The following is a 26594-nucleotide window of genomic DNA, read 5'->3' as shown; positions in this document are numbered from 1 at the left end:
CGTCCTGACCAATCATTGCGTACTTTACGGTTTCAGGCTCGCAAAGTACGCGCTTGCCTTTTTTAGGAATTCAATCTCCCGCTTGCGCAAATCAAGCTCTTTATGAGCAGCTTTGAGTTGACGCTCTAATGTTTGATAGTCTTGGCGACTTGGGCTTTGGCCTTTGGTTGAGGCAGCTTTAGGATTCTTCATGGTTTCATAAATCCAGTTCGTTAATGTTCCGTAGTTTATACCCAAATCTCGAGCCACTTCCGCGTAACTCACCTCTCCTGATAATGCTAAACTCACTGCCTCAGCTTTGAATGAGTCATCGTAACGATTGCGTTGCATTTGACACCTCTCTTTTTACGTTAAAAGGTGTCCGTCAATTCGAGGGCAGATCATCCCTTTGTACCCAAGGTCATATAAAACATTCAACATAGCCACTTCACTCATTACGCCATCTGAAGATAGGCTGCTGGCAAATAAGTATTGATGCTAACCTGTGTATTTTTTTATTTCTTCAAGTATGGTTATTGCTTGTGCTGATAAAGGCACTTTATGCGGTGCATTCATTTTCATTTTGCTTGCTGGAATTAACCACTCATTTTTATTAAAATCAAACTCGCTCCATTCCGCATAACGCAATTCGTCGTGTCGAACAAAAACTAAAACCATTAGCTTTAAAGCGAGCTTATGCAATTGATTGCCATTGTAGCCATTGATGTCATTTAATAATTTGGGGAAGTCTGCAACATCAACACGCTTTTGATTGACAACTGTCCTGCTGGGTATGATGTCTTTTGATTTAACATTTAACAATGGGTTTGCTGAAATATAGCCTCTCACAGTTGCAAACCTAAACACTTCTTTACATGTGCTCAATGCTCGAGTGGCAATGTCTAAAGCACCTCGCTTTACAATTTTTTCAATTAATTTAGTTAGTATTTCTGTTGTGATGGATTCAACTGGTAAGTTTCCAATACTGCTTAAAATGTTTTTATTTAAACGTTGTAAGGTTTTATCTGCCTGCTCTTTGCTTACCTTACTTTTATATAAGTCGTGCCACTGCAAGGCAACTAAACCCACTGTGGTTGAATTAGACAAAACCTTTTTAAGCTTTTCTTGTTTTCGTTTGATTGCAGGGTCTATTCCATTTGCAATTTGCTTTTTAAAATCATCCCTCAACTCTCTAGCTGCTTTTAGACTAATAGCTGGGTATTTTCCTAAAGGCAAATCATTTTGTTTGCGCTTAGCTTGATTAGGTCTGTCATAGCGCAACCTCCATAATTTTGAGCCTTTAGCAGTGACAATTAGCGTTAACCCACCACCATCCGTGTAACTCTGTTTATTTCCATTTCCTTTAATTGCTTTGATTGCTGTATCTGTCAACTTCATGCACACCTCATTTAAAAAAAACTAATCATAAAATTTGGTTAATTTAAAGTCGAGGCAAAAAAACAGCGGCATTTTTTGATGTATTACTGATTAATAAATGAGATTAAAACACCCACAAATAACCCCACAAAAAAATTTGCTACTACGGTTTACAAACGTTGCCTATAGACGACAAAAAACCCAGCAAACAGTTAAGTTTACTGGGTTTTATTGCTAACCATTGGCAACAATAGTTATATAAATGGTGCCCGTTGCAGGACTTGAACCCACCACCCCCTGATTACAAGTCAGGTGCTCTACCAGATGAGCTAAACGGGCAAAAACAACAGAACGAAATTGTAGCTATGTTTTTAAACGGTGTCAAACATTATTTGCAATTTTGCTCGAATTTTTAGTTACGAAATGCGCATACCCGGTTGAGCGCCCTGATGCGGCTCGAGTAAATACAGACCTGGTTCTGCTTTTTCATCTGCGCTGGAGGCGCATAGCACCATGCCTTCAGAGACACCAAACTTCATTTTTCGAGGTGCGAGGTTGGCGACCAAAACGGTGAGTTTACCGACCAAATCTTCTGGCTTATACGCGCCTGCGATGCCTGAAAACACGTTGCGCGATTTGCCTTCGCCGACATCCAGCGTAAGTTGCAATAATTTGGTTGAACCTTCAACAGATTTGCATTCGATGATTTTGGCGATGCGTAAGTCAATTTTGGCGAAGTCATCAATGGTGATGGTATCGGCAATCGGAGCAATGGTGCTGCTGTTGGCACTCGCTTGTGTGTCGCTGCTTGTTTTGAGCGTGTCTGCGTTGGCAGCGATTAAGGCGGCTATTTGCTTGTCGTCTACGCGAGTCATCATATGGGTGTATGCGTTGATGGCTTTAGCGGATGACAGGGCGGTGTGTACGTCTTGCCAATTTTGTTCGCCGATGTTTAGAAACGCGTAGGCTTTTGCTGCGGTGGCGGGCAGGACAGGGGATAGATACACGGTTAAGATGCGGAAGGCTTCTAAACAGATACTGCACACGGCGTGTAGTTTGCTTGTGTTTTCTGGGTCTTTTGCCAGTTCCCATGGTTTATTGGCGTCAATATACACGTTGACTTGATCGGTCAATTCCATGATGGCGCGCATGGCTTTGCCAAATTCACGGGCTTCGTATAACGCGCCGATATTGGTTTGCGCTTGACGCAGGTGGGTCAGTAGCTCGTCAGACATTGCGCTGTCGAGCACTTTGCTGTCGAAGCGTTTGACCAAAAAGCCTGCGGCACGTGAGGCGATGTTGATGTATTTGCCGACGAGGTCGGAGTTGGTGCGGGCGATGAAGTCGTCCATGTTGAGGTCTAAATCTTCCATCGACGCATTCAGTTTGGCGGCGAAGTAGTAGCGCAGCCACTCGGGGTTCAGACCTGTTTCAATGTAGCTGTGCGCGGTGATGAACGTGCCGCGCGATTTGCTCATTTTTGCGCCGTCAACCGTTAAGAATCCGTGCGCAAAGACGTTGGTTGGCGTGCGATAGCCCGAAAACTTGAGCATCGCTGGCCAAAATAAGGTGTGGAAATACAAAATGTCTTTGCCGATGAAGTGGTACTGTTCGGTGGTTGAATCGGCTTTCACCCAGTTGTTGAAATTAATGCCTTTTTGTGCGCATAAATTTTTGAAGCTGGCGTAGTAGCCAACAGGCGCATCTAACCAAACATAGAAATATTTGCCTGGTGCGTTCGGAATTTCAAATCCAAAATAGGGAGCATCACGAGAAATATCCCAGTCGCTGAGCTTGTGCTCGTCGCTTGCGCCGAGCCATTCTTGCATTTTATTGGTGGCTTCTTGTTGCGCCAAGCCACGCACCCAGCCGCGCAAGAACGTTTCGCAGCGCGTGTCCGATAGTTTAAAAAAGTAATGCGTTGAGGTTTTGCGAACAGGAGCCGCGCCTGAAACGGCGGAATACGGGTTGATTAAGTCAGTGGGCGAATAGGTCGTGCCGCACACTTCGCAAGAGTCGCCATATTGGTCTTTGCTGTGACATTTCGGGCATTCGCCTTTGATGAAACGATCGGGCAAAAACATTTCTTTGACAGGGTCGAAATATTGCTCAATGTCGCGCGCCTCAATCAGCCCGTTGTTTTGCAATGCCAAGTAAATGTCGCTGCACAGCTGCTGATTTTCTTCGCTGTCGGTCGTGTAGTAATTATCGAACGAAACGCCAAATGCGTCAAAATCGCGTTTGTGTTCTTTCCACACGTTATCAATCAATTGCTTGGGGGTTAAGCCTTCTTTTTCCGCACGTAGCATCACGGGCGTACCGTGTGTGTCATCAGCACCAACGTAGTATACTTCGTGCTGATTGAGCTTTAGATAACGCACCCAAACGTCGGTTTGGATATACTCGACCAAATGTCCGATGTGGATTTGACCATTGGCATAGGGCAGGGCTGAAGTGACGAGAATTTGACGTGGTGTAGACATGGGCGTGTTTTCTGAAAGACAAAAGTAATTAGGCTATTTGTACCGCTTTGGCGCAGTTGTTTCGCACCCGTTGCATATCAATTGAGCGGTACATAAAGGCGCAATTTTAACACACAGGACAACGGAATGAATGAAGAACAGTTGCGAGCAGCACTTGATAATTTAGCCATTAGCGCAGATGCGGATTTAACTTTGGGGCAAGCGCGGGCGATTAAATCAATTAGCGGTCATGTGGTGCATCTCAGCCTGCCCTTTGCTTGCGCTTCGCAGCATGAACATTTGCGCGAACGAATGAGCACCGCCGCTGGGCTGGCGTTGGACGTGCGGATTGATGTCAAGATTGAAGCGCATGTTGTGCAAGCGGGCGTATCGGTATTGCCACACGTTAAAAATGTGATTGCCGTTGCTTCAGGTAAGGGCGGTGTAGGCAAAAGCACGACCGCTGTTAATCTGGCTCTCGCGCTGGCGTATGAAGGCGCGCGCGTGGGCTTGCTGGATGCGGATATTTACGGCCCATCCGTTCCTCTTTTGCTCAATGTGAATGGCAAGCCCGCCTTGAACGCAGAAGAAAAAATGATACCGCATGCGCGTTATGGCATTGAGGCCAATTCAATTGGTTTTTTGATTGACGCCGACTCGCCAATGGCATGGCGCGGACCGATGGTGTCACAAGCGTTACAACAGCTGTTCAGTCAAACCGCATGGGATAACTTGGATTATTTAATCATCGATATGCCACCAGGGACGGGCGATATTCAATTGACGTTGGCGCAAAAAATACCTGTAACGGGCGCAGTGATTGTCACCACGCCGCAAGATTTGGCCTTACTGGATGCGCGTAAAGGCTTAAAAATGTTTGAAAAAACCAATATTCCTGTATTGGGTATCGTGGAAAACATGGCGTTGCATGTGTGCTCAAACTGCGGTCACGAAGAGGCTATTTTTGGCACAGGCGGGGCGAGCAAAATGAGTGAAGACTGTCATGTGCCGTTATTAGGACGATTACCATTGGCGATGGACATTCGGGTGCAGGCTGATAAAGGAGAACCAACCGTGGCGGCCGAGCCAGAGGGCATCCATGCTCAACACTACCGCCGCATCGCTCGGCAATTGAGTGCGCGCTTGGCGGTATTGCCTAAAGATTTGAGCCATAAATTTAAGGTCACGACGGCTTAAATGCGCCAAAGCCTGATGAAAGTAAGCTTAACCATGTGATTTCACATGATTTTGTCGCGCGACTATATTACAATTTAGCATCTATTTTTCAATCGACATTGATTTGACATTAATGAGTCGCCATTGGCCAAAATAAGGCAAAAAAACACCCATGACTTACATCGAACTTATCCAGCCAGACGATATGCACGTTCATTTGCGTGATGGCGAAGCACTTCGCGCAGTTGTGCCCGATACGGCGCGACAATTTGGACGCGCCGTAGTGATGCCCAACTTGAAACCACCCGTCACCACAGTCACCATGGCACGCGAATACCGTGAACGCATCGAGGCGGCTGTGCCTGCTGACTCACAATTCAAGCCATTGATGACATTGTATTTAACAGACCGCACCAGCGTGGAGGACGTATCGAACGCAGCGGCCGCCAACATCGTGGGCTTTAAACTCTATCCAGCGGGAGCCACAACCAATTCCGAAGCGGGCGTGACCTCCTTGGACCGTTGCACGGCGGTGCTGGACATGATGAGTGAAATGGGCATCCCTTTGCTGGTTCATGGCGAAGTGACCCATGCGGATGTGGACATTTTTGACCGCGAAGCGGTGTTTATTGACCAAGTATTGATTCCATTGCGCAAGCGTCATCCAAAGCTCAAAATCGTATTGGAGCACATCACCACGCGTCAAGCGGCTGAATACGTTGCAACCAGCGAAGAAGGCATTGCAGCGACGATTACGGCCCATCATTTGCTTTACAACCGCAACGCCATGCTGGTGGGCGGGATTCGCCCCCATTATTACTGTTTACCGATTTTGAAACGCGAAAGCCACCGCGAGGCTTTGGTTGCCGCCGCGACATCGGGCGCGTCACGCTTTTTTCTAGGCACCGACAGCGCGCCACATGCCCAACCGACCAAAGAAGCGGAGTGTGGCTGCGCGGGTTGCTACACGGCATTGCACGCGATGGAATTGTACGCCACGGCTTTTGAACAAGCGGGCGCGTTGGATAAATTAGAGGGATTTTCCAGCATATTTGGCGCACAGTTTTATGGTCTCCCGCTCAATACTCGCAAAATTCGACTGGCGAAGGAAACATGGACCATACCCAAATCATTGAGCTTTACTGAACAACCGCTGGTTCCGCTCAACTCGGGTGAAACCTTAGGCTGGCGGTTCGCAGGCCTAGTTTAAATCTTGGCGGCATATCAAGCATATTTTTTAAAAATTTAAAAAGGGAGCGCGCATGACCATCATTACCACGATTGAAGATTTACGGATTTTGGCCAAAAAACGCGTCCCGAAAATGTTTTACGACTACGCGGATTCTGGCTCTTGGACGGAATCGACTTACCGCGCCAACGAGTCGGACTTTCAAAAAATAAAATTCCGCCAGCGCGTCGCCGTCAATATGGAAGAACGCAGCACAGCAACCACCATGGTCGGCGTGCCCGTGGCGATGCCTGTAGCGATTGCACCCACGGGCTTAACAGGCATGCAACACGCCGATGGTGAAATTTTAGCGGCGCGGGCGGCGCAAAAATTCGGCGTTCCTTTTACACTCTCGACCATGAGCATTTGCTCAATTGAGGACGTTGCAGCGAGCACGGGCGGGCATCCATTTTGGTTTCAATTGTATGTCATGCGTGACCGCCGTTTTATTGAGAGTTTGATTGACCGCGCGAAAGCGGCGAACTGCTCTGCTTTGGTTTTAACCTTGGACTTGCAAGTGCTGGGGCAGCGTCACAAAGACTTAAAAAATGGTTTATCCGCACCACCTAAACTCACCCTGCCGAACATCATCAACATGATGACCAAACCCCGTTGGTGTATGGGCATGCTGGGCACATCACGGCGACACTTTGGTAACATTGTTGGCCATGTCAGCGGCGTGTCTGATATGGGCTCTTTGTCAGCATGGACAGCTTCGCAATTTGACCCGCAACTCAATTGGGGCGACGTGGAGTGGATTAAAAACCGTTGGGGCGGCAAGCTCATCATCAAGGGCATCATGGATCCTGAAGATGCCCGCCTTGCCGTGAACAGCGGGGCGGATGCACTTGTGGTTTCGAATCACGGCGGTCGCCAGTTGGATGGTGCGCAGTCTTCAATCGAAGCCTTGCCAGCCATTGTGGCCGCTGTGGGTAAAGAGATTGAAATTCATTTAGACAGCGGCATTCGCAGCGGACAAGACGTGCTCAAAGCCATTGCACTCGGCGCACAAGGCACATACATTGGCCGCCCAATGTTGTACGGCTTGGGCGCAATGGGCGAAGCAGGCGTGAGCAAAGCACTTGATATCATTCATAAAGAATTCGACGTGACCATGGCTTTTTGTGGGCGCACTCGAGTCAGCGATGTGGATAGCACCATTTTGTTAAAAGGTTCTTATCCCATCGCCATTTGAACCACAACATACCCGCTTAACATCAACAACCATAAGGATTTACGGAAAAAGCCACGTGGCTTTTTCCTTTTTTAATATGTGTCAACTACTCGGAATGAACTGCAACACGCCCACCGACATCATCTTCTCTTTTGAAGGTTTTGCGCAACGCGGCGGATTGACCGACCATCACACGGATGGTTGGGGCATTGCTTTTTTTGAAGGGCGAGCATGTCGTTTGCTGATGGATTGTCAACCGTCAATTCTCTCCCCCGTTGCCGATTTGGTACGCGCCTACCCGATAAAATCCTTGAATGTGATTGCCCATATTCGCAAAGCCACACAAGGTGAAGTGAACTTGGAAAACTGTCATCCATTTGTGCGCGAGATGTGGGGACGACAGTGGGTGTTTGCGCACAATGGCAACTTGGTCGACTTTCACCCAGAGCTTGACGGGCGTTTCCACCCCGTTGGCACGACCGATAGTGAGCGCGCATTTTGTTACATGCTACAAAAATTACGCGAAGCCTGCCCAAACAGCAGTGCGGCTCAACCGCCCAGCCTTGAGGACATCCATGCCGCGCTCAGCGCAATTGCCAAAGACATCGCGCGTTTTGGCACATTCAACTTTTGCTTGTCAAACGGTCAAGCCATGTGGGCGCACTGCTCCACCAATCTATACTACATCGTGCGCGAACATCCTTTTGCACACGCCCACTTACTAGACAAAGACGTGGCCATCAACTTCGCCGAACACACAACCCCGCAAGACCGCGTGGCGGTCATGGCCACTGCGCCTTTAACCGACAATGAGGTGTGGCAAAAAATGCTGGTGGGCGAATTTGTCATGTTTAAGGATGGTTGCCCCTGTGGTGGGCTAAATCCTATACAGCACTACAAAAGGGTTTAAGAAGATGATGAAATCGTACAAAGTTGCTGTTACAAGCCCCTAGAATCGTTGCATACCAACAACCAAACGTAACGTTTATTAATGGCGTTTATTGACAGGGGAAGGGGTTCCCTTTAGAATGAAATCCTAGTGACGGTTTGGTATAAGTAATCAAACGCTCAGGTCATTTGCGACAAATGCCGTCATCATCGTAAGCGTACTTTGAGTACGTCAAATCTGAGCACCACCTTTTTCAAAAACGGCTTCTTCATAGGAAGCCGTTTTTCTATGCAAAAACAGGGCGACGAATATGCACGCACACATTTACTTGGATGAGAGCGGAGATCTTGGATGGAACTTTAATTTAGGTTCGAGCTGTTTTTTGACACTGGCGGCGATTATCATACCAGCCCATCTCAGCCATCATTTGGAACGGTTGGTGCGTGGCATATATAAAAGCCGTAAACGCTGTTTAAAAAACGAACTAAAGTCTGTTGAGCTATCCTCTATTGAACGCCAAAATTTTGTGAATGCTTTAGTTAAGCTAAATGAAAAACACAGAGAAATTTATTTCAAGAGCATTACTGTTAATAAAAAAAAGGTTAATGACTCCTTCAGGAAAAACCCTAATGGTTTATATAATTACATGACTAAATTGCTGCTAGTTGAGTCAATGACTTCTTATAAAATCATCGATTTTTTGCCAGACTCACGTTCAATTAAAACAAGTTATAAACATGCATTGCATCAGTATTTAGAACAAATGTTACTGGAACAGACAATCATTAAAGCTGACACAGCAAACACCTACCCTACCATTCTAAACACAACCCCATACGATAGCAAAAACCATTTAGGAATTCAGGCAGCCGATATTCTAGCTTCGTTATGCTGGGCAAAGCACGAGCATAACAACCTTACCATTGATGCTCTAACTTGCTGCACTCACAAAAAATTATTTTTTTGCTAATGATTTTTCACTCTAATTACGCCACCAAAATAGTTTTATCTTAACTTACATTTTTAAATCGACAATGACCACACTCAACCGCACCTTCCCCCATACCCGCCCACGCCGCATGCGCCGCGATGTTTTTTCACGCAACTTGATGCGTGAACACACTTTAACCGCCCACGACTTCATTTATCCTGTGTTCATCACGGAGGGTGAAGGCATTCGCCAGCCGATTCCGTCGATGACGGGGCAGAGCCGCTTATCTCTTGATGAGCTGCTCAAGATCGCGCAAGAAGCGGTGGATTTGCAGATTCCCGCGCTGGCTTTGTTCCCCGTAATTGATGCGGATAAAAAATCGCTCGACGGCAAGGAGGCGCACAATCCCGACGGGCTGGTGCCACGGGCAATTCGTCTGTTAAAGTCGCATTTTCCACAGTTGGGCATCATGACCGATGTCGCGCTGGATCCATACACTTCGCATGGTCAGGATGGTGTGATTGATGCGAGCGGTTATGTGCTGAATGACGAAACCACGGAAATTTTAGTGCAGCAGGCCTTGTGTCACGCGCGCGCGGGCGCGGATATGGTTGCGCCGTCGGACATGATGGATGGGCGCATCGGGGCGATTCGCACGGCCCTGGAAGATTGCCAATTGATTCACACGCGCATCATGGCGTATTCAGCGAAGTACGCATCGCACTTTTATGGGCCGTTCCGAGACGCGGTGGGTTCGGGTGGTAATTTGGGTAAGGCGGATAAAAAGACGTATCAAATGGATGTGGCCAATGTCAATGAGGCGTTGCATGAGGTGGCGTTGGATTTGGCTGAAGGGGCGGACATGGTGATGGTTAAGCCTGGGCTGCCTTATTTGGATGTAATTCGTGCGGTGAAAGAAGAGTTCAAAGCACCGACATTCGCCTATCAAGTCAGTGGCGAGTATGCAATGATTCACGCGGCGGCGGCGAATGGCTGGCTGGATTTGGACGGTTGTATGATGGAATCTTTGATGGCGTTTAAACGGGCGGGCGCGGATGGCATTTTGACGTATTTCGCCTTGGATGCCGCACGTTTATTACAAGGAAAACAGTCATGAGAATGTTACACACGATGTTGCGCGTGAGCGATTTACAACGCTCAATTGATTTTTACACACAGGTCTTGGGCATGAAGTTACTCCGCATGCGTGACAACCCTGAGTTCAAATACACGCTGGCGTTTGTCGGTTATGCGGATGAATCTGAACAGGCGGTGCTGGAGTTGACCTACAACTACGGCGTGACGGATTACGACATGGGTACGGCTTATGGCCACATCGCTCTTGGTGTGTCGGATGTGGCGGCGGCGTGCGAGCGCATCCGTACTGCAGGTGGGCGCGTGACCCGCGAAGCAGGGCCTGTATTGGGTGGCTCGACGGTGATTGCTTTTGTTGAATACCCCGATGGCTACAAAATTGAGCTTATCGAAGCGTCTTTTCATGAAAAAAACGCGCTTTAAATATGGACATGCTGACTTTCAATGCCGCGAGCCAACACCCCTTGCGCCCCAATGGTGAACACATCACTCAAGAATTTGTTTGGATTGATGCTTTGCGCGAAGATGTCGCGCAAGATTCGACCGCATGGCAACACTATATTGCTGCGCAGGTGGGTTGTCGGATTGACGATTTTCACATCACGGATATTTTAAATACGCAACACCCATCGTTTTTTGATTTAACGCACGATTATGAGATTTTAACGTTTCGTAAGCTCATCAGCCAACACGATGGAACGGTCACGCTTGACCCTGCCGCTTTGACGACGGCACCTGTGGTGTTTATCATCACTAAAAAAGCCTTGATTACGGTGCACGAAAAAGACAGCCGAACGTTCAATGCGGTGCGCAACCGCATCATTCAAACCCTTGATAATCCAAACGGTTCACGTCAACCTGTGTCTTCGCTGGACTTGATGTTGCGCATCATTAATGCGCTGGTGGATAAATATTTGGAATTGCGTACGCCACTGACTCGGCGCATTGATTTGTGGCAAACATTATTGCTACAAGGCAATCATCGTTTTAACAACTGGTCTCAACTGCTCAAGGAACGACTGGCGTTGCATCAACTGGACAATCTGTGCGAGGAGCAACTCGATGCCTTGCAAGAGCTGCGCGATGAGTATCTTGATAAAGCATCGACCTCGAGCGTGCATGATTCGCTGCTACGTCGAGACATGATGATGGTGCGCATCAACGATTTGATGGAGCACGTCACGCGTGTGCAAAATCACGCCGCTCGACTCGAAAACGCCCTCAAGTCTGCGGTTGAATTGCACTTTTCAGCCAATGCGCATCAGACCAATGAAAATCTGCGTTTTTTGGCGATTCTATCCGCAATTTTTGGGCCTTTGACTTTGCTCACAGGAATTTATGGCATGAATTTTGATGTCATCCCTGGGTTGCACAATCCAAATGGCTTTTGGTGGATGATGGGCGGCATGCTGGCGGTCACGTGCGGCTTGTTGTATTACTTTCGCTCACGCCGTTTGGTCGGGCGCGGTGATGCGAGCATTATCGCACTGTTGAATTCAAGCAGTGCCGACAAAACCAGTCAAAAAAACATCATAAAATGAGCATCACATAAAAAAAACAGCGTGAACATCACGCTGTTTTTTTAGCACTTTAATTGCGTGCACCAATTCATCACCCAATCACGCCAATTGCGCTTCCATCACTGGGTAATCGGTATAGCCCTCTGCGCCAGGCGTGTAAAAAGTCGCTGGGTTCGGTGCATTTAAAGGTGCACCCGCTTTCACACGCGCAGGAAAATCAGGATTCGCCAAGAATGCCGTGCCGAACGCCACCGCATCGACCTTACCCTCCGCAATCGCTTGTTCGGCTTCTTCCGCGCTATAGCCCATATTGCTGATTAAAGTGCCTTTGAAATGCTCACGAGCAGGCGTGACCACATCGCCATGTTGCGCTTGGAAAAAATCAGCGCGCATTAAGTGCAAATATGCCAAATTAAACTCGTTTAAACGCTGTGCAAGGAAAGTCGTTAAAGCAACGGGGTCGCTGTCGACCATGCTGTTGTAGCTGTTCAGCGGCGAAATGCGCACGCCCACGCGATCACTGCCAATCGCTGCAGTCACTGCCGTCAAAACTTCAAACAACAAACGTGCGCGATTTTCTAACGAGCCGCCATAATTGTCCGTGCGCTTATTCGCGCCATCGCGTAAAAACTCGTCCAACAAGTAGCCGTTCGCGGCGTGCACCTCAACACCGTCAAAACCTGCCGCAATGGCATTTTTTGCGGCCTGAGCAAATGCAGCCACAATCGCAGGCATTTCATTCACTTGTAATTCACGTGGCACGGCATGTGGTTTTTTACCTTCTGGCGTGTGCACTTCATCTTGAATCGCCAATGCGCTCGGTGCAACAGGTTCTATACCACCATTGAGCAATGGATGTGCGGCGCGACCCGCGTGCCAAATTTGCATGAAAATCTTGCCACCTTTAGCGTGAACGGCATCCGTGACTTTTTTCCAACCCGCGATTTGCTCGTCGGAATAAATCCCTGGCTCTGCGGCGAACGCAGAAATATTGGGCGCAATCATGGTGCATTCAGTCACAATCAATCCCGAGCTGGCACGTTGAGCATAGTGTTCCGCCATTAAATCATTGGGGATGTGCTCAAAACCTGCACGCGCACGGGTCAAAGGGGCCATCAACATGCGATTTTTTAAAGTATGCGCACCCATCTGCAATGGTTGAAATAAATGTGTGGTGTTCATTTGGTTCCTTTTTTTGTCTTTATTGAGGTGAAACAATAGCATGGATTTATTTTTGTCGCAGAGAGGGCATACCAAACGGCGTAATGGCAATGGCCAAGAACCAAATGATTGGCCCACTGATGGTGGGTATATTGGCCTCGATAATTCCAGATGTAACCAACGAAAATAAGAAAGCCAAATCCGCAATACCAATAACAAGCAAGCCTATAAAATACGCGCGCCAAGAGCCTGTTCGCCAAATCATGGCCGCAACAATCATGCCAAGTACCCCATAGCCTGCAACATCAATACAAAAATTCAGAATCAATTGTGATTGCGCATGTGCCGTCATGGCATCCGTAGTGTGTTGAAAGGCCGCTCGTGGGGCGTTCACGCCACCAATCACCATATTCCATTGATTTTGAACATTACCCAATAGGTATTGATGAGCACCCTCAAAGCCAACCCAAATGTGCAAAATACCCCATAAAACAAACAATGCGGCTCCTATTTTGGCCGCTAAACCAACCGCTGGTCGTGTGTTTTTGTTCATACAGACTCCTTCTAAAAATAAAAATCAAACAAAGAGCTTGATTATAAATACGAGAAACATTGGGATAAAGACATTAAAATGAAATTAATTGCTCCATAAACGGTACAATATTGATATGGAAATTTTTAAAAACATGCACATTTTTACCGAAGTGGCTAAAGCCAAAAGCTTTCGCCGCGCAGCAGAGATATTGGACATGCCCAATTCAACGGTGTCACGGCGGATTTCAGAATTAGAACGTGATGTCGGACTGCGATTATTCAATCGTACCACTCGTCGCGTTGAACTCACCGAAGGGGGGCAGATGTATTTTGAGCGCTGCACGCGCATCATCCAAGAAGCCCAATTGGCACACACCGAATTAACCGAAATGAGAACGCAACCCAGTGGATTGATTCGAGCCTCTTTACCCGTTGATTTCAGCGTCTTGTACCTCAATACAATTTTGGTGGATTTTACAAAACAGTATCCAAAAATAGAGCTTGACTTGGATTTAACCTCCAAAAAAGCCAACATGTTCACCGACTCTATCGACATCGCCATTCGCATGAACACGCCTAAAGAAAGCGATTTAATCGCGCGAAATATTGCCAATTTTAGCTGTGCTTTGTTTGCATCCCCCGAGTATTTAGCAGAACGTGGTACACCAACAACCCCCGAGGACTTACTCGCGCATGATTGTTTACGGATGAACGATGCACCATGGACGCTAACTCAAAATGACGATAGACGAGTTGTTGACGTCAATGGGCAATTTATTGTCAACAATATTGGCATGCTGCGCCAATTGGCCATTGATGGCGCAGGTATTTTTCGCTCCACCGAAACATGGGCCAAGGCCGACGTACTCAATGGCAAGCTGGTGCGTGTGTTACCCGAGTGGTCGCCTCCCAACGCTTCGGTCTATGCGCTCACCACAACCCGATTACTGCCCGCCAAGGTTCGTGTATTTTTAGACTTTCTCGTACAACGGATGACTGACTGATGGCACACCATAAACGTGTACAAATACGATTTTAATCAAAAAGGTATTTTATTTATTTACAGTGGTTTTACAATGAGTGTGCAGCACCTTTATAAAAACAGTATCACACTTTAGGAGACTTCCATGTTAATCAAAAAATTGAGCACGATGACAGCAGTGGCCTCTGCCATTGTTTTAGCCGCTTGTGGCGCAAAAGATGAGAAAAAACCAATGGGTACAAACACAGGCAATGTGATTAAAATTGCCAGCGTTAGCCCATTATCAGGCGGCACTGCCAATGCTGGTAAAGACAACCAAAGCGGTGCATTATTGGCTGTTGAAGAAGTGAATGCCAAGGGCGGCGTGGACATTGGCGGCAAAAAATACATGCTTGAACTGGTGTCGGAAGACGATGCCGCCGACCCAAAACAAGGCACAATTGCAGCACAAAAAGTGGTGGATGACAAAACCATCACCGCCGTCATCGGGCATTACAATTCAGGCGTGACGATGGCCGCACAACCCATCTACGCTAAAGCTGGCTTGGTGACAATCACACCATCAGCCACCAATCCAGACGTGACGATTAAAGCCAGTAAAGGCGAGGGCGGCTTAACGATGATGTATCGCATGGTCGCACATGACGCGATGCAAGGCCCTGCTTTAGCCACTTATGCCCACAAAAAAGGCTTTAAGAATATTGCCATCGTCGATGATGCAACCACTTATGGTAAAGGCATGGCCGACCAAGTTGAGAAAAAAGCCAAAGAGCTGGGTTTGAGTGTGGTATCGCATGACGCAGCCACCGCGCAAACAACTGATTTTAAAAACATTTTAACCAAAGTGAAAGCAAGCAACCCAGATGCCGTCATGTGGGGCGGCTTGGACGACACGGCCGCCACATTCGCCAAGCAAGCGCGTGAGCTGGGTATCAAATCGGTACTGTTGATGCCCGATGCTGTGTGCACCGACAACTATATTTCGCTGGCGGGAACCGCCGCCGAGGGGACGATTTGTTCAGTGACGGGCGTGCCATTGCAAGAAATGAAAGAGGGGGCTGCTTTTAAAGAACGATTTGAAAAACGTTTTGCGGGTCAAAAGGTACAAGGATTTGCGCCATTCGCTTATGATGCCGTTTTAACGTTGGTTGAAGCCATTAAAAAAGCAGGTTCAACAGAACCTACCAAAGTGGCCGCTGCGATGAAAGGCATTCAAGCCACGGGTTTAAGTGGTTCAATTGCTTTTGATGATGCGACGGGTGAGCGTAAAGACACCGTGATTACAATTTTAGAAGAGAAGGGCAAAGCCTTTGTCCCCGTTGATAAAATCAAATAAGCTGCTGCATCTCACCTAAAACCGCTAAATTGTATTTGGCGGTTTTTATAATTATATTACTCGAACGACCCGCGCCAGAGCGGGTAAAATTTAGGTAGAATATTTAATTGAGGGCAAATCAAAAGAATCAAATTAAATTTTGACATGAGCGATTTAAACCATATTTAATATGAATTTAGGCGTTCTAAAATAAAACTGCTGTATTTTTTATTAAGCCCACTTGGGCAACACACCTTAAATAGGAGACTGGTATGATATTTAAAAAATTAAGCCTGACAACAGCACTCGTGGCTACTTTTGCGCTAGCGGCTTGTGGTGGTGCAAAAGACGAGAAAAAAGCGGACACCCCCGCAGGTGCTGGCGTGATTAAAATCGCCACGGCATCGCCCATGTCAGGTGGTCAAGCGACTGTTGGTAAAGACAACGAAAGCGGTGCGCGCTTGGCCGTTGAAGAAATCAATGCCAAAGGTGGCGTTGATATTGGAGGTAAAAAATACATGATCGAGTTGGTCGTCGAAGATGATGCAGGCGACCCAAAACAGGGCACAACTGTTGCGCAAAAAATCGCTGATGACAAAAGCATTTCAGCTGTAGTGGGTCATTACAACTCAGGCGTGACGATGGTCGCTGAACCCATCTATGCCAAAGCCAACCTCGTTTCATTCACCGTGAGCAGTAACCCAGATGTCACCCTCAAGGCCACCAAAGGTGAAGGCGGTATCCCAATGGTTTACCGCATGGCGAGCCATGATGGTAAGCAAGGCCCTGCTTTAGCGGCTTATGCTCAGAAGAAAGGCTATAAAACCATTGCAATTTTTGATGATGCCACTGCTTACGGCAAAGGCTTAGCCGACCAAGTAGAAAAAACAGCCAAAGAAGCAGGCATGACAATCGCCACCCATGAGTCTGCCACAGATAAAACCACTGACTTCAAAAGCGTATTGACTAAAATTAAAGCATCAAATGTCGATGCCATCATGTGGGGCGGTTATGATGACACGGCGGCATCTTTAGTTAAACAGGCTCGCGAATTGGGCATCAAAGCCGCATTCTTGATGCCTGATGCCGTGTGCACAGACAACTACCTCAAACTCGCAGGCACAGCGGCGTCTGGTACCATTTGTTCAGCAACAGGCTTATCGTTGGCGGACATGAAAGATGGCGCAACATTCAAAGCGAACTTTGAAAAACGCTTCCCTGGACAAACCGTCCAAGCCTACGCACCGTTGTACTATGATGGGGTTTACACTGCCATCGCTGCAGTTAAAAAAGCAGGCTCAACAGACCGCGCCAAAGTCGCTGCCGCAATGAAAGGCTTGACCTTAACTGGCTTGAGCGGTCCAATTGCTTTTGATGATGCCACAGGCGAGCGTAAAGACACCGTCATCACTATTTTGGAAGAGAAAAATAAAGCGTTTGTACCCGTGGATAAAATTAAATAATGCCACGAGGTTAAGCCGCATTTGTCTCAAAAAAAGCCCATCGCATGTGATGGGCTTTTTTCATGGCGCATCGACCAAGCGAAGCCGCCATAGCGAAGTCACTTCTTTTGAGCGAGCCAGATGCAAGGGGTCGTTTTTATCAAAGGCTTTCGCATGTTGCGGCCGCGCATCATGACGGGCGATGACTTCAACGCCTGCTTCGACAAACCAGCTTAATAATTCTGCACGAGAACGCAAGGCCAAGTGCTCCGCCAAGTCCGACAAAATCAGAAATGCCTCTCCGTCAACAGTTAAGTGTGCGCTCAAACCATTTAAAAAACCTTTGAGCATTTGACTGTTGTCATCGTACAAAGCAAACTCAATCGCCGCGTTTGGTCGTGCGGGCAGCCACGGCGGGTTGCACACAATTAAAGGGGCGCGCCCTTCTGGAAATAAGTCGGTGTGCTTCAATTCAATTGACGGGTTTAAAGCGAAACGATGAATATTCTCCGCTGCACATGCCAACGCATTTAAACTCATGTCGGTCGCGACAATGCGCTGCACGCCCTTTTGCGCCAATAGCACAGCGAGCACGCCCGTTCCTGTACCGATGTCAAATGCCAGCTCTGTGCTGGGTAATTTAGCCTGCGCGACCAAGTCGATGTACTCGCCACGCACGGGCGAAAAAACGCCGTAATACGGATGGATACGACCACCAAGCGCATTGATTTCAACGCCTTTTGTACGCCACTGATGCGCACCGATGACACCCAAAATTTCTCGCAAAGAAACTAAAGTCGTCTGGCCGTCATGACGTGCGCCATAGGCCTGTTGGCAAGCCTCGCTCACATCTGGGGCGCGGCGCAGCGGGATGCTGAAATCACCGTTTAAAGGCAACAACAACATGCCTAAAATTCGGGCGCGTTGAGCTTGTGCTTGACGGTGCAAATGAAAAGCCGTTTTCGCATCAATGTCTGTTTTACTTTTTTTAGGCCGCTTGTCGATGCGACGGGTCAATGCTTGCAATAATTGTCGAGCATTTTGATAATCGCCGCGCCAAAGTAAAGCCGTTCCTTCGCAGGCCAATCGGTAGGCCACATCTGCAGGCGTGGCATCATTTGCAATGACAATACGCTTAGGCGCAGGTGCTCCATTTTCTGAGTGCCAAACCGCACGTTGCAGCTCATCGTTTTCCATCCATTCAACAAAAGACGCCGTATGGGTTAAATTCATATTGTTCTCTTTGGGTCGTATATTGGGCGTATAAAAAAAGCAGCCGAAGCTGCTTTTTTGACACAAATTAAGCGTTGTGACTGGTTTCAACCAATTGCAATGGCTCTTCCGATGCTTGTACACGCGGTTTGCGTTCGCGTGGTGGATGCGAGGGCACAGGCGCAGTCATGACATAGGGTGTCACGGCTTCGCTCTTGGTTTGCACCATTTCCAAGCCCACTTTATTGAGCACTTCATCCAAAGGCACTGTTATTGGCTCTACCGCTTGTAAAACAGGGGCTGCAATTGGAGCCACAACAGCAGGTACGGCAGCGGCTTCAGTCTCTTCTTTCACAACACGCACGGGCTCTGCTTCGAACACGTCTGTTGCAGGGGCATTGACGAAGCGGATGTCCGCCACTTGTGCAGGTGTTGCCACCGAGATAGGCGCTACTTTTTCTTCCTCTACTAAAACCGCAGGGGCTTCTTGAGTTGGAGCGACAACAGGTGCTTGAACTGCAACAGGCTCAACAACAAACGTGGTGGTGCTGTGTTGTGTTGTGGGCTGTGCTGGAATTTCAATTGTGATGGGCGAGTGATCCAACGCAGGGGCATCATCACGCATCAATTGCGAAATGGTGTTGGCTGTTGGGCTTAACTCCAACGATGCGCTGCCTGATTGTTGCTCACGCTGCTCCCGACGTTCGCGGCGTTCGCGACGGTCGCGTCCGCCTCGACTGCGACGTTCGGTTCGCTCGGCTTTTTCAACCTGCTCACCTTGGTCTTTGTGCGCGGCTTGTGTTGTTGCCTCGCTGCTTTTTACGTTGTGTTCGGCTTCAACAGCAAATACTGTGGCCGCACTCGCTTCAATCTGACTTGCAGCAGGTGAAACATTTGCAACAGCATTCACGGTCTCAACAACGACTGACGTATCCGCGTCGTCTTTACGTTCAGTGCGCTGGCGTTGACGTTGTTGGCGGGGCTGACGTTGCTGACGGGGTTGACGCTCTTCTTGCCCTTCATTTTCCTTGCGAGCTTCATTGCGCTGTTCTGCATTTTTTTCAGTACGCGCAGCATCGTTATTATCTTTACGCTCATTGCGGTCGTTACGTTGACGGCGTTCTTGGCGCTCTTGACGTTGTGCGGGTTGTGCCTGCTCGCTTTCTTTGCGCTCACCATCCTCTGCCTTGCTATTGCGGTCATTGCGCTCGTTACGGTTGCGACGACGTTCGCCACGCTGCGCACGGTCTTCGTTACGATTGCGGTTGTTGTGCGCATTGCGACCGCGCTGAGATGACTTTTTCTCCGATTCAGGAGCCGCTTTTTCGGGTGAAGCCTTAGGTGCACCGAAGAAAAATGCTTTTAAGCGAGCGATAAAGCCGAGGGCTTGTCCCGCAGCAGCATTCTTAGTTGCTGGGGCGCGCTCCGTTGGCGTTGGCGCGGGTGTCGTTGGCAAAATGCCTTTGACTGCCGCTTCTTGACGAGGTGCGGCGGCTTGAGCTTCTTTTAAATTGTATTCAACTTCTTCCGTTGGTTTTTCAACTTGAGTGTAGCTGGCCTGTACCAAGTCCAAACGCTCATCGTCGTGACGCATGCGGTCAAGTTTATAGTGCGGCGTTTCCAAATATTTATTTGGAATCAAGATGATATTGGTTTTTGTGCGGGATTCGAGAACGTGAATTTCAGCACGTTTTTCGTTTAACAAGAAGGTCGCCACGTCCACGGGAATTTGGACATTCAACGCGGCCGTGTGCTCTTTCATGGCCTCCTCTTGAATAATACGCAAGACGTGTAACGCCGACGATTCGATGTCACGAATCACACCTGTGCCGTTACAACGTGGGCAAGTGGTGTGCGAGCCTTCTGACAATGACGGACGCAGGCGTTGTCGCGACAACTCCATCAAGCCAAAGCGTGAGATTTTGCCCATTTGTACGCGCGCGCGATCGTGACGCAATGCTTCTTTTAAACGCACCTCAACGTCTTTTTGATTTTTAGACGACTCCATGTCAATGAAGTCAATCACAATCAAGCCGCCCAAGTCACGCAAGCGCAATTGGCGTGCGACTTCTTCGGCCGCTTCCAAATTGGTGCGGTAGGCGGTGTCTTCGATGTCAGAACCACGGGTGGCACGCGCGCTATTCACGTCAATTGAAACCAACGCTTCTGTGTGGTCAATCACAATCGCGCCGCCTGATGGCAAAGGCACGGTGCGCGCATAAGCGGTTTCAATTTGATGCTCGATTTGAAAGCGTGAATACAATGGAATGTCGTCGGTGTACAACTTCACACGATGAACATTTTGTGGCATGACCGCGCCCATGAAGGACTGGGTTTGCTCAAAAATTTCGGGCGTATCGATGAGAATTTCACCAATATCGGGCTGGTAGTAGTCACGAATGGCGCGAATCACAAGGCTCGACTCGAGGTAAATCAAAAAGGGCGCAGGGTTGTTGCGTTGACCTTTTTCATTCAAATCGGGTTCAGCCGCGCCCGCGATGGCGTTCCACAAACGCAACGAGTGGTCTAAGTCCCATTTTAATTCTTCGGCTGAACGGCCAATACCCGCTGTGCGTGCAATGATGCTCATGCCTTGTGGAATGTCGAGTTGGCTCATCGCCTCACGCAATTCGTTGCGTTCTTCACCTTCAATGCGACGAGAAACACCGCCGCCGCGTGGGTTGTTCGGCATGAGCACGAGGTAACGACCCGCCAATGATACAAATGTGGTTAAGGCCGCGCCTTTATTGCCGCGCTCTTCTTTTTCCACTTGAACAATGATTTCTTGACCTTCGGTCAAGGCGTCCTTGATGCTGGCGTTGCGTGCATCGACCCCTTGTTTAAAATAGCTGCGCTCTACTTCTTTAAAAGGCAAGAAACCATGACGCTCTTCGCCATAGTTCACAAAACATGCTTCCAAAGAAGGTTCAATACGGGTGATGATGCCTTTGTAAATATTGCCTTTGCGTTGTTCGCGTCCAGCGGTTTCAATGTCGAGGTCGATGAGCTTTTGACCATCAACAATTGCCACGCGCAGCTCTTCTGCATTCGTGGCATTAAATAACATGCGTTTCATTTTTATAAACTCCAATGCGAGTCAATACTCGCGTTCTAGCAACCGAGGCGTTGCAGACCGAGTCCTGGACGTGTGGAGTTAAAAAAGAAAGTTGTGTCGCATACTTGTAATGACAAGGCGCACATTAGACGCTATACGCAAGCGCACTGTAGGCTTGCGAATGCTGGCATTGCTGACGCGCCTCATTTAAACACGTAGATGTAGCTCAAGCCCAAATATGAAATGAGCATCGAACATCCAACGGTATGGGGGCGTTGCGTGAAATATTGGCAGTCGAAAACGACGTTGCATCACTCAAAATGCTGCGCGCATCAACATGCGTCATCAGCGAATCAACGAGCGATTCGGCGAGCACTTCATTTTTAATATGTACCCGTCGAATCAATATCTAACACTGTGCACCACCGCGTGGCGTTGGTAAAAACCATTGCCAATTTTTAAGTGGATTCAAAATGAATATTGGTATTTCAAACCCACTGCGCAATGACACGACGCATCGTGCCATCTAAATTCTTTTCAAAGTTCACATGACGTCCACATGGTGTTCTCACAAATGCCGTTCGCATGTGTGACCAACACCGTGTTTGGACACCCGTTTTCGGTGGCTTGCTGCTGGCATGGGGGTCGTTTCTTAACGACGATGCCCAATCAAATAGCAAACCATTAGGGAAAATCGGTTAAACCTGTTTACAATAGCGTCAATGAACGGTCTTTGGTCACAAAAGATCGCCCGTGCAGTTTGTAGGACCCATTGGTCTGTGACTTTAAGTTAAAAGTCTCTAGGCTGCACATAACGCCGACAAATTATAACAAAATGAAACACTTACGCAAGACTTTTGAACAAAAAAATGTCAGTTCGCTGCAAATCGCCGAAAAAAATACGACGCCTGCGCCCGTCAGTGTTCGTTTGCACACTGTTGGCGAAGAGGAAGCAGGGCAACGCATCGACAATTTTTTGCTGCGAATTTGCCGAGGCGTGCCTAAAAGTTGGGTGTATCGTGTCGTTCGCAAGGGCGAAGTTCGCGTGAATAAAGGCCGCGTGGATGTTGAATACAAATTGCAAGTTGGTGATGTGGTGCGCATTCCGCCCGTTAGGGTTGCTGAAAGAACCAGCAAACCCGTTCCTACGGCTCGCGCCACCAAGTTGCCCGTGGTGTACGAGGATGATGCTTTATTGGTCATCGACAAACCCGCTGGTCTGGCGGTGCATGGTGGTTCAGGCGTGTCATTTGGCGTGATTGAACAGTTGCGTGCGGCTTATCCAGATTTTAAATTTATCGAGCTGGTTCATCGGCTGGATAAAGAAACTTCGGGTTTGCTGATGTTGGCCAAAAAGCGCAGCGTTTTAGTGGCGCTGCATGAAACCATTCGTTTAGGGCAAATGGACAAACGCTATTACGCCATACTCAAAGGCGAGGTGACCGATAAAGAGAACCATGTGCGCGTGCCTTTATATAAATTTGTGGCAGCCAATGGCGACCGCCGAGTATTGGTCAGTGAAACGGGGCAAAGCGCGCACAGTCGCTTTAATATTGATAAAGTCCTGAATGGTTACACTGCGGTGCGCGTAAAAATCTACACGGGGCGCACCCATCAGATTCGAGTACACAGTGCGCATTTAGGCCATCCCATTGTCGGTGACGATAAGTATGGCGACTTTGATTTAAACAAGGCATTGGCGAAACAAAAATTCGACCGCATGTTTTTACATGCGCATGAATTGCGTCTTAAGCACCCCGTGACGGGTGAAATGTTGGCACTCACTGCTGAATTGCCGATTGATTTTGTTCAATTCATTAACAAACACTCTGTTTAATCGAAAATTGTGTGTTCACTATCGCCAAGCCAACCGCTCCACCAATCAACTCAATCATCGACCTTGATATAAAGCGACATATTTTTTCACGCCATCTGATAATGAAGCGTTTATACTTTTGAGGTTTGAATTATACGGTTGATTCGAACGCCCTCATCAATCAAATCACATTGAACTTTTAATGGAAAACCGAAAGCCAATCATGCCACACAACCCCGACGTTAAAGAACTTTACGAACAAATAGCAACCATTTCACCGAATTTAAAAGCTGGCATTCTGGCCGAGGCCTTGCCACATATTCGCCGTTTTCAAGGCAAAACCATTGTCATCAAATACGGCGGCAACGCCATGACCGATAAATACTTGCAAGAGTGTTTTGCCCGTGATGTGGTGTTGCTTAAACTCGTGGGCATGCAGCCGATTGTGGTGCATGGCGGCGGGCCCCAAATTGACAATGCCCTAACTCGCTTGGGTAAAAAAGGGGAGTTTATTCAAGGCATGCGGGTGACGGACAAAGACACAATGGGCATTGTTGAGGCGGTGCTGGGCGGGCAGGTTCAGGGTGAGATTGTGGGTTTAATTAATCATGCGGGTGGGGCGGCGGTCGGTTTGTCTGGTCGCGATGGGCATTTGATTCAAGTGAAAAAAATGTTTTTGCAGGACATCAAAGACGCGTCTATTCAACATGACATTGGACAGGTGGGTGAAGTTACCAAAATCAACCCTGCCGCGGTGACGGCTTTGATTAATGGCGGCTTTATTCCTGTGATTTCACCCATTGGTTCCGATGAGCAGAACCAGTCTTACAACATCAATGCCGATGTTGTGGCAGGCGAGTTGGCACGGACGCTGAATGCGGAAAAATTGGTGATGTTGACCAATATTAAAGGGGTGCTGGATAAGGACGGTACGCTGTTAACGCATTTAAACACGGGGACAATCGATGCGTTGGTGGCAGATGGTACGTTATCAGGCGGCATGTTGCCAAAAATTTCATCCGCGCTTGATGCCGCAAAAAGCGGAGTCAATTCAGTCCACATTATTGATGGTCGAGTACCACATTGTTTGTTGCTGGAGATTTTGACTGACGCGGGCGTGGGCACAATGATTTCAAATTGACCGAGCGGCTAAGGTGGGGGCATTTGTCTTTAACATCCCTCGCCCATTCGTTTTATTGTTGTAAACAATCATACAATCATTTATACAACCTTTTTTAGTAGAGAAATCATGCGTCCTATTTATGCCCCTAATCCGAGTTGTGAATTATGCTCTTCTGACGGCGGCGAGCTGGTTTGGCAGAATGACAACTTGCGCGTCATCATGGTCGACGACCCACATTTTGCTGGTTTTGTTCGGGTGGTGTGGCAGGCGCATGTGTCCGAAATGACCGATTTACAACCTGCGCAGCGCAGTCAATTGATGCAAACGGTGTGTTTGGTTGAAACGGTGATGCGCCAAGTTTTGCAACCCACTAAAATCAATCTTGCCAGCTTGGGCAATATGACGCCGCATTTACACTGGCATGTTATCCCACGCTTCGCGAATGACATTAACTTCCCCACCCCCATCTGGGCACTCACCAAAGAACAAGCCGCGCAAACTGCGCGGCCATGTGTATCGCCCGAACAACGAGATGCATTAGTGACCGCATTACGCATCGCACTTTGGGCATGATAACGCGGTGTATGGCTGCTAGCCAGCCCTGAAAAAAATCACCGTTAAGACTAAAAACAGCGGTATCAAGATTCCAAAAGACCACGCCAAATAACCAAAAAACGATGGCATTTTTAAGCCTGAATGCTCGGCGATGGCTTTAACCATAAAGTTCGGTGCATTGCCGATGTAGCTGAGTGCACCCATAAATACCGAGCCAGCGGAAATTGCGGCCAAAGTGCTGGCGTAGCTGGTTGTTAAATGCGCCACATCGCCCCCAGCAAGATTGAAAAACACCAAATAAGTCGGCGCGTTGTCTAAAAAGCCAGACAACAACCCTGTTGCCCAAAAGTATCGCCCATCAATCGGTACGCCGTTGGCATCATGCACCGCGCTCACCAAACTGGCGAACGGCCCTTGTGAACCTGCTTGCAACATGGCAATAACAGGCGCAATGGTCAAGAAAATGGCAATGAACAATTTTGCCACTTCAAATACAGGCTCAAAATTGAAATGATTAAGCAAACGCACATCCTGCGCGGTGAAGCGCCAAGACAATCCCGCCATCAGCACCAAACCGACGTCGCGCACCAAGCTCGGCAAAGGAAGTGGCGTGCCTAAAACATGGAACACCACATCCGATTGCCACAAGCCACTGAGCAACACGAACAGAACTGCGCCAAGTAGCCATACAAAATTCAAACCACCCTCAAAACCGATATCGCGCGTGTCGGGCGTCGGATCCATAATGGCGGGCATATCCTCCTCGCGGTTGTGGTAGTAATAAAGGTCAATCAAGTAAAAGACCACAAGCAACAGCGCAACGGACAGCAAGGTTTCAGGCAAGATGTTTTGTAAAGTCCACAAAAAAGGCACGCCTTTTAAAAACCCTAAAAATAGCGGCGGGTCACCCAACGGGGTTAATGAACCACCGATATTGGCCACCAAAAAAATAAAGAACACAACCACATGTATTTTATGTTTGCGATTGTCATTGGCTCGCAACAGAGGGCGAATCAACAACATTGCCGCGCCTGTCGTGCCCATTAAACTGGCTAAACCAGCACCAATCGCCAAAAAAGCGGTATTCACTTTAGGGCTGCCATGCAAATTGCCTTTGATGTAAATGCCGCCCGAAATGATGTACAAACTGGCAATGAGCGCAATGAAAGGAATATACTCGGCCAACACAGCATGCGCGGTGATATGAAGCACTTCACCGATGCCCAATTGAACCGCGGCTGGAATTAAAAATGCGGCCGCCCAAGCCGCAGCCACTTTGCCAAAATGTTGATGCCAAAAATGAGGCGCAACCAGTGGAAATATAGCAATAGACAATAAAACCCCAGCAAAAGGCAGTGCCCATATCAAACCCAGACTCGACAGCCCACCGCCTTCAGCAGCAAAGGCTGAATGACTAAACAACGATATCAATAAAATAAACAGATTTTTTAACATTAGAACAGCCTTTTCAAGAGAGGCTTCATTCTAACGGTCATCCCCCTTCGAGCACAAGTGCAAGTGCCGATTGCTTTCTGATGGTTTGTGATAACCCATAAAAAAAGCGAGCC

The 26594-nt window shown here is 48.1% G+C and carries 22 protein-coding genes and 1 tRNA gene; 14 read left to right on the top strand and 9 right to left on the bottom strand.

The genetic code is table 11. From position 1 onward, the window contains the following. Positions 1–24: 24 nt before the first annotated feature. The 4 genes from DFR44_RS02570 to metG all read right to left on the bottom strand — a co-directional run bounded on the left by DFR44_RS02570 (position 25) and on the right by metG (position 3839). A complete protein-coding gene (locus DFR44_RS02570) occupies positions 25–330 on the bottom strand; it encodes a transposase (protein ID WP_133619155.1) in 306 nt (101 codons plus the stop codon). Positions 331–477: 147 nt separating this feature from the next. Then, complete coding sequence (locus DFR44_RS02565; RefSeq protein WP_133619154.1) at positions 478–1377, bottom strand: tyrosine-type recombinase/integrase; 900 nt, start codon at positions 1375–1377, stop codon at positions 478–480. A gap of 242 nt (positions 1378–1619) precedes the next feature. Beyond that, positions 1620–1695, bottom strand: a tRNA-Thr gene (locus DFR44_RS02560). A gap of 77 nt (positions 1696–1772) precedes the next feature. Then, entirely contained in the window at positions 1773–3839 is a 2067-nt protein-coding gene (metG, locus tag DFR44_RS02555) for a methionine--tRNA ligase (RefSeq protein WP_133619153.1), read from the bottom strand. Between the two features lie 126 nt (positions 3840–3965). On the opposite strand from metG, the gene apbC reads away from it, so the two are divergent. The 8 genes from apbC to DFR44_RS02515 all read left to right on the top strand — a co-directional run bounded on the left by apbC (position 3966) and on the right by DFR44_RS02515 (position 11852). Next, positions 3966–5015 carry an iron-sulfur cluster carrier protein ApbC gene (apbC, locus tag DFR44_RS02550; protein ID WP_133619152.1) on the top strand — a complete coding sequence of 350 codons (1050 nt, stop codon included), beginning with the start codon at positions 3966–3968 and terminating at the stop codon, positions 5013–5015. A gap of 151 nt (positions 5016–5166) precedes the next feature. Beyond that, entirely contained in the window at positions 5167–6204 is a 1038-nt protein-coding gene (pyrC, locus tag DFR44_RS02545; RefSeq protein WP_133619151.1) for a dihydroorotase, read from the top strand. A 52-nt stretch (positions 6205–6256) separates the two neighbouring features. Continuing rightward, positions 6257–7417, top strand: a complete 1161-nt coding sequence (locus tag DFR44_RS02540) for an alpha-hydroxy acid oxidase (RefSeq protein WP_133619150.1) — start codon at positions 6257–6259, stop codon at positions 7415–7417. A 76-nt stretch (positions 7418–7493) separates the two neighbouring features. Next, positions 7494–8306 (top strand): class II glutamine amidotransferase, encoded by an 813-nt coding sequence (locus DFR44_RS02535; protein ID WP_133619160.1) that lies wholly within the window; start codon positions 7494–7496, stop codon positions 8304–8306. 289 nt (positions 8307–8595) lie between these two features. Beyond that, positions 8596–9255 (top strand): DUF3800 domain-containing protein, encoded by a 660-nt coding sequence (locus tag DFR44_RS02530; protein ID WP_133619149.1) that lies wholly within the window; start codon positions 8596–8598, stop codon positions 9253–9255. 64 nt (positions 9256–9319) lie between these two features. Then, on the top strand, positions 9320–10333 hold the full coding sequence (gene hemB, locus DFR44_RS02525; RefSeq protein WP_133619148.1) for a porphobilinogen synthase: 1014 nt from the start codon (positions 9320–9322) through the stop codon (positions 10331–10333). Continuing rightward, entirely contained in the window at positions 10330–10734 is a 405-nt protein-coding gene (gloA, locus tag DFR44_RS02520) for a lactoylglutathione lyase (RefSeq protein ID WP_133619147.1), read from the top strand. The genes hemB and gloA overlap by 4 nt, the downstream gene beginning before the upstream one ends. Positions 10735–10742: 8 nt before the next feature. Further along, a complete protein-coding gene (locus DFR44_RS02515; protein WP_162845125.1) occupies positions 10743–11852 on the top strand; it encodes a magnesium transporter CorA family protein in 1110 nt (369 codons plus the stop codon). Positions 11853–11930: 78 nt separating this feature from the next. Here the strand turns inward: DFR44_RS02515 and DFR44_RS02510 are convergent, their stop codons facing one another. Both DFR44_RS02510 and DFR44_RS02505 read right to left on the bottom strand, forming a co-directional pair. Next, entirely contained in the window at positions 11931–13013 is a 1083-nt protein-coding gene (locus DFR44_RS02510; protein WP_133619145.1) for an alkene reductase, read from the bottom strand. Positions 13014–13059: 46 nt separating this feature from the next. Next, positions 13060–13545: a hypothetical protein gene (locus DFR44_RS02505; RefSeq protein WP_133619144.1), complete on the bottom strand. Its 486-nt coding sequence runs from the start codon at positions 13543–13545 to the stop codon at positions 13060–13062. Positions 13546–13678: 133 nt separating this feature from the next. Between DFR44_RS02505 and DFR44_RS02500 the strand changes: the two genes are divergently transcribed. From DFR44_RS02500 to DFR44_RS02490, 3 genes are all read left to right on the top strand, one after another. Then, positions 13679–14530, top strand: a complete 852-nt coding sequence (locus DFR44_RS02500) for a LysR family transcriptional regulator (protein ID WP_246012025.1) — start codon at positions 13679–13681, stop codon at positions 14528–14530. Between the two features lie 123 nt (positions 14531–14653). Next, positions 14654–15844, top strand: a complete 1191-nt coding sequence (locus DFR44_RS02495) for a branched-chain amino acid ABC transporter substrate-binding protein (protein ID WP_133619142.1) — start codon at positions 14654–14656, stop codon at positions 15842–15844. A 251-nt stretch (positions 15845–16095) separates the two neighbouring features. Continuing rightward, positions 16096–17286 carry a branched-chain amino acid ABC transporter substrate-binding protein gene (locus tag DFR44_RS02490; RefSeq protein WP_133619141.1) on the top strand — a complete coding sequence of 397 codons (1191 nt, stop codon included), beginning with the start codon at positions 16096–16098 and terminating at the stop codon, positions 17284–17286. A gap of 60 nt (positions 17287–17346) precedes the next feature. On the opposite strand, the gene DFR44_RS02485 is transcribed toward DFR44_RS02490, so the two are convergent. Together DFR44_RS02485 and DFR44_RS02480 are read right to left on the bottom strand one after the other, a co-directional pair. Further along, positions 17347–18498 (bottom strand): 50S ribosomal protein L11 methyltransferase, encoded by a 1152-nt coding sequence (locus tag DFR44_RS02485; RefSeq protein ID WP_133619140.1) that lies wholly within the window; start codon positions 18496–18498, stop codon positions 17347–17349. 67 nt (positions 18499–18565) lie between these two features. Beyond that, positions 18566–21553 (bottom strand): Rne/Rng family ribonuclease, encoded by a 2988-nt coding sequence (locus DFR44_RS02480; protein ID WP_133619139.1) that lies wholly within the window; start codon positions 21551–21553, stop codon positions 18566–18568. Positions 21554–22367: 814 nt separating this feature from the next. Here DFR44_RS02480 and DFR44_RS02475 point away from each other — a divergent pair. From DFR44_RS02475 to DFR44_RS02465, 3 genes are all read left to right on the top strand, one after another. Beyond that, entirely contained in the window at positions 22368–23369 is a 1002-nt protein-coding gene (locus tag DFR44_RS02475) for an RluA family pseudouridine synthase (RefSeq protein WP_133619138.1), read from the top strand. A gap of 202 nt (positions 23370–23571) precedes the next feature. Further along, the gene (gene argB, locus DFR44_RS02470) at positions 23572–24489 is read left to right on the top strand and encodes an acetylglutamate kinase (RefSeq protein WP_133619137.1); all 918 of its coding nucleotides are present in this window, start codon (positions 23572–23574) and stop codon (positions 24487–24489) included. A gap of 108 nt (positions 24490–24597) precedes the next feature. Beyond that, entirely contained in the window at positions 24598–25044 is a 447-nt protein-coding gene (locus DFR44_RS02465; protein ID WP_133619136.1) for an HIT family protein, read from the top strand. An 18-nt stretch (positions 25045–25062) separates the two neighbouring features. On the opposite strand, the gene DFR44_RS02460 is transcribed toward DFR44_RS02465, so the two are convergent. Further along, positions 25063–26481 (bottom strand): sodium:proton antiporter, encoded by a 1419-nt coding sequence (locus DFR44_RS02460; protein ID WP_133619135.1) that lies wholly within the window; start codon positions 26479–26481, stop codon positions 25063–25065. Between the last annotated feature and the right edge of the window lie 113 nt (positions 26482–26594).

Origin of the sequence: Hydromonas duriensis, from assembly GCF_004363775.1 — a bacterium.
GTDB lineage: Bacteria > Pseudomonadota > Gammaproteobacteria > Burkholderiales > Burkholderiaceae > Hydromonas > Hydromonas duriensis.
The sequence above is the reverse complement of the archived record's forward strand: the minus strand, read 5'-3'. Positions and strand labels throughout refer to the sequence as shown.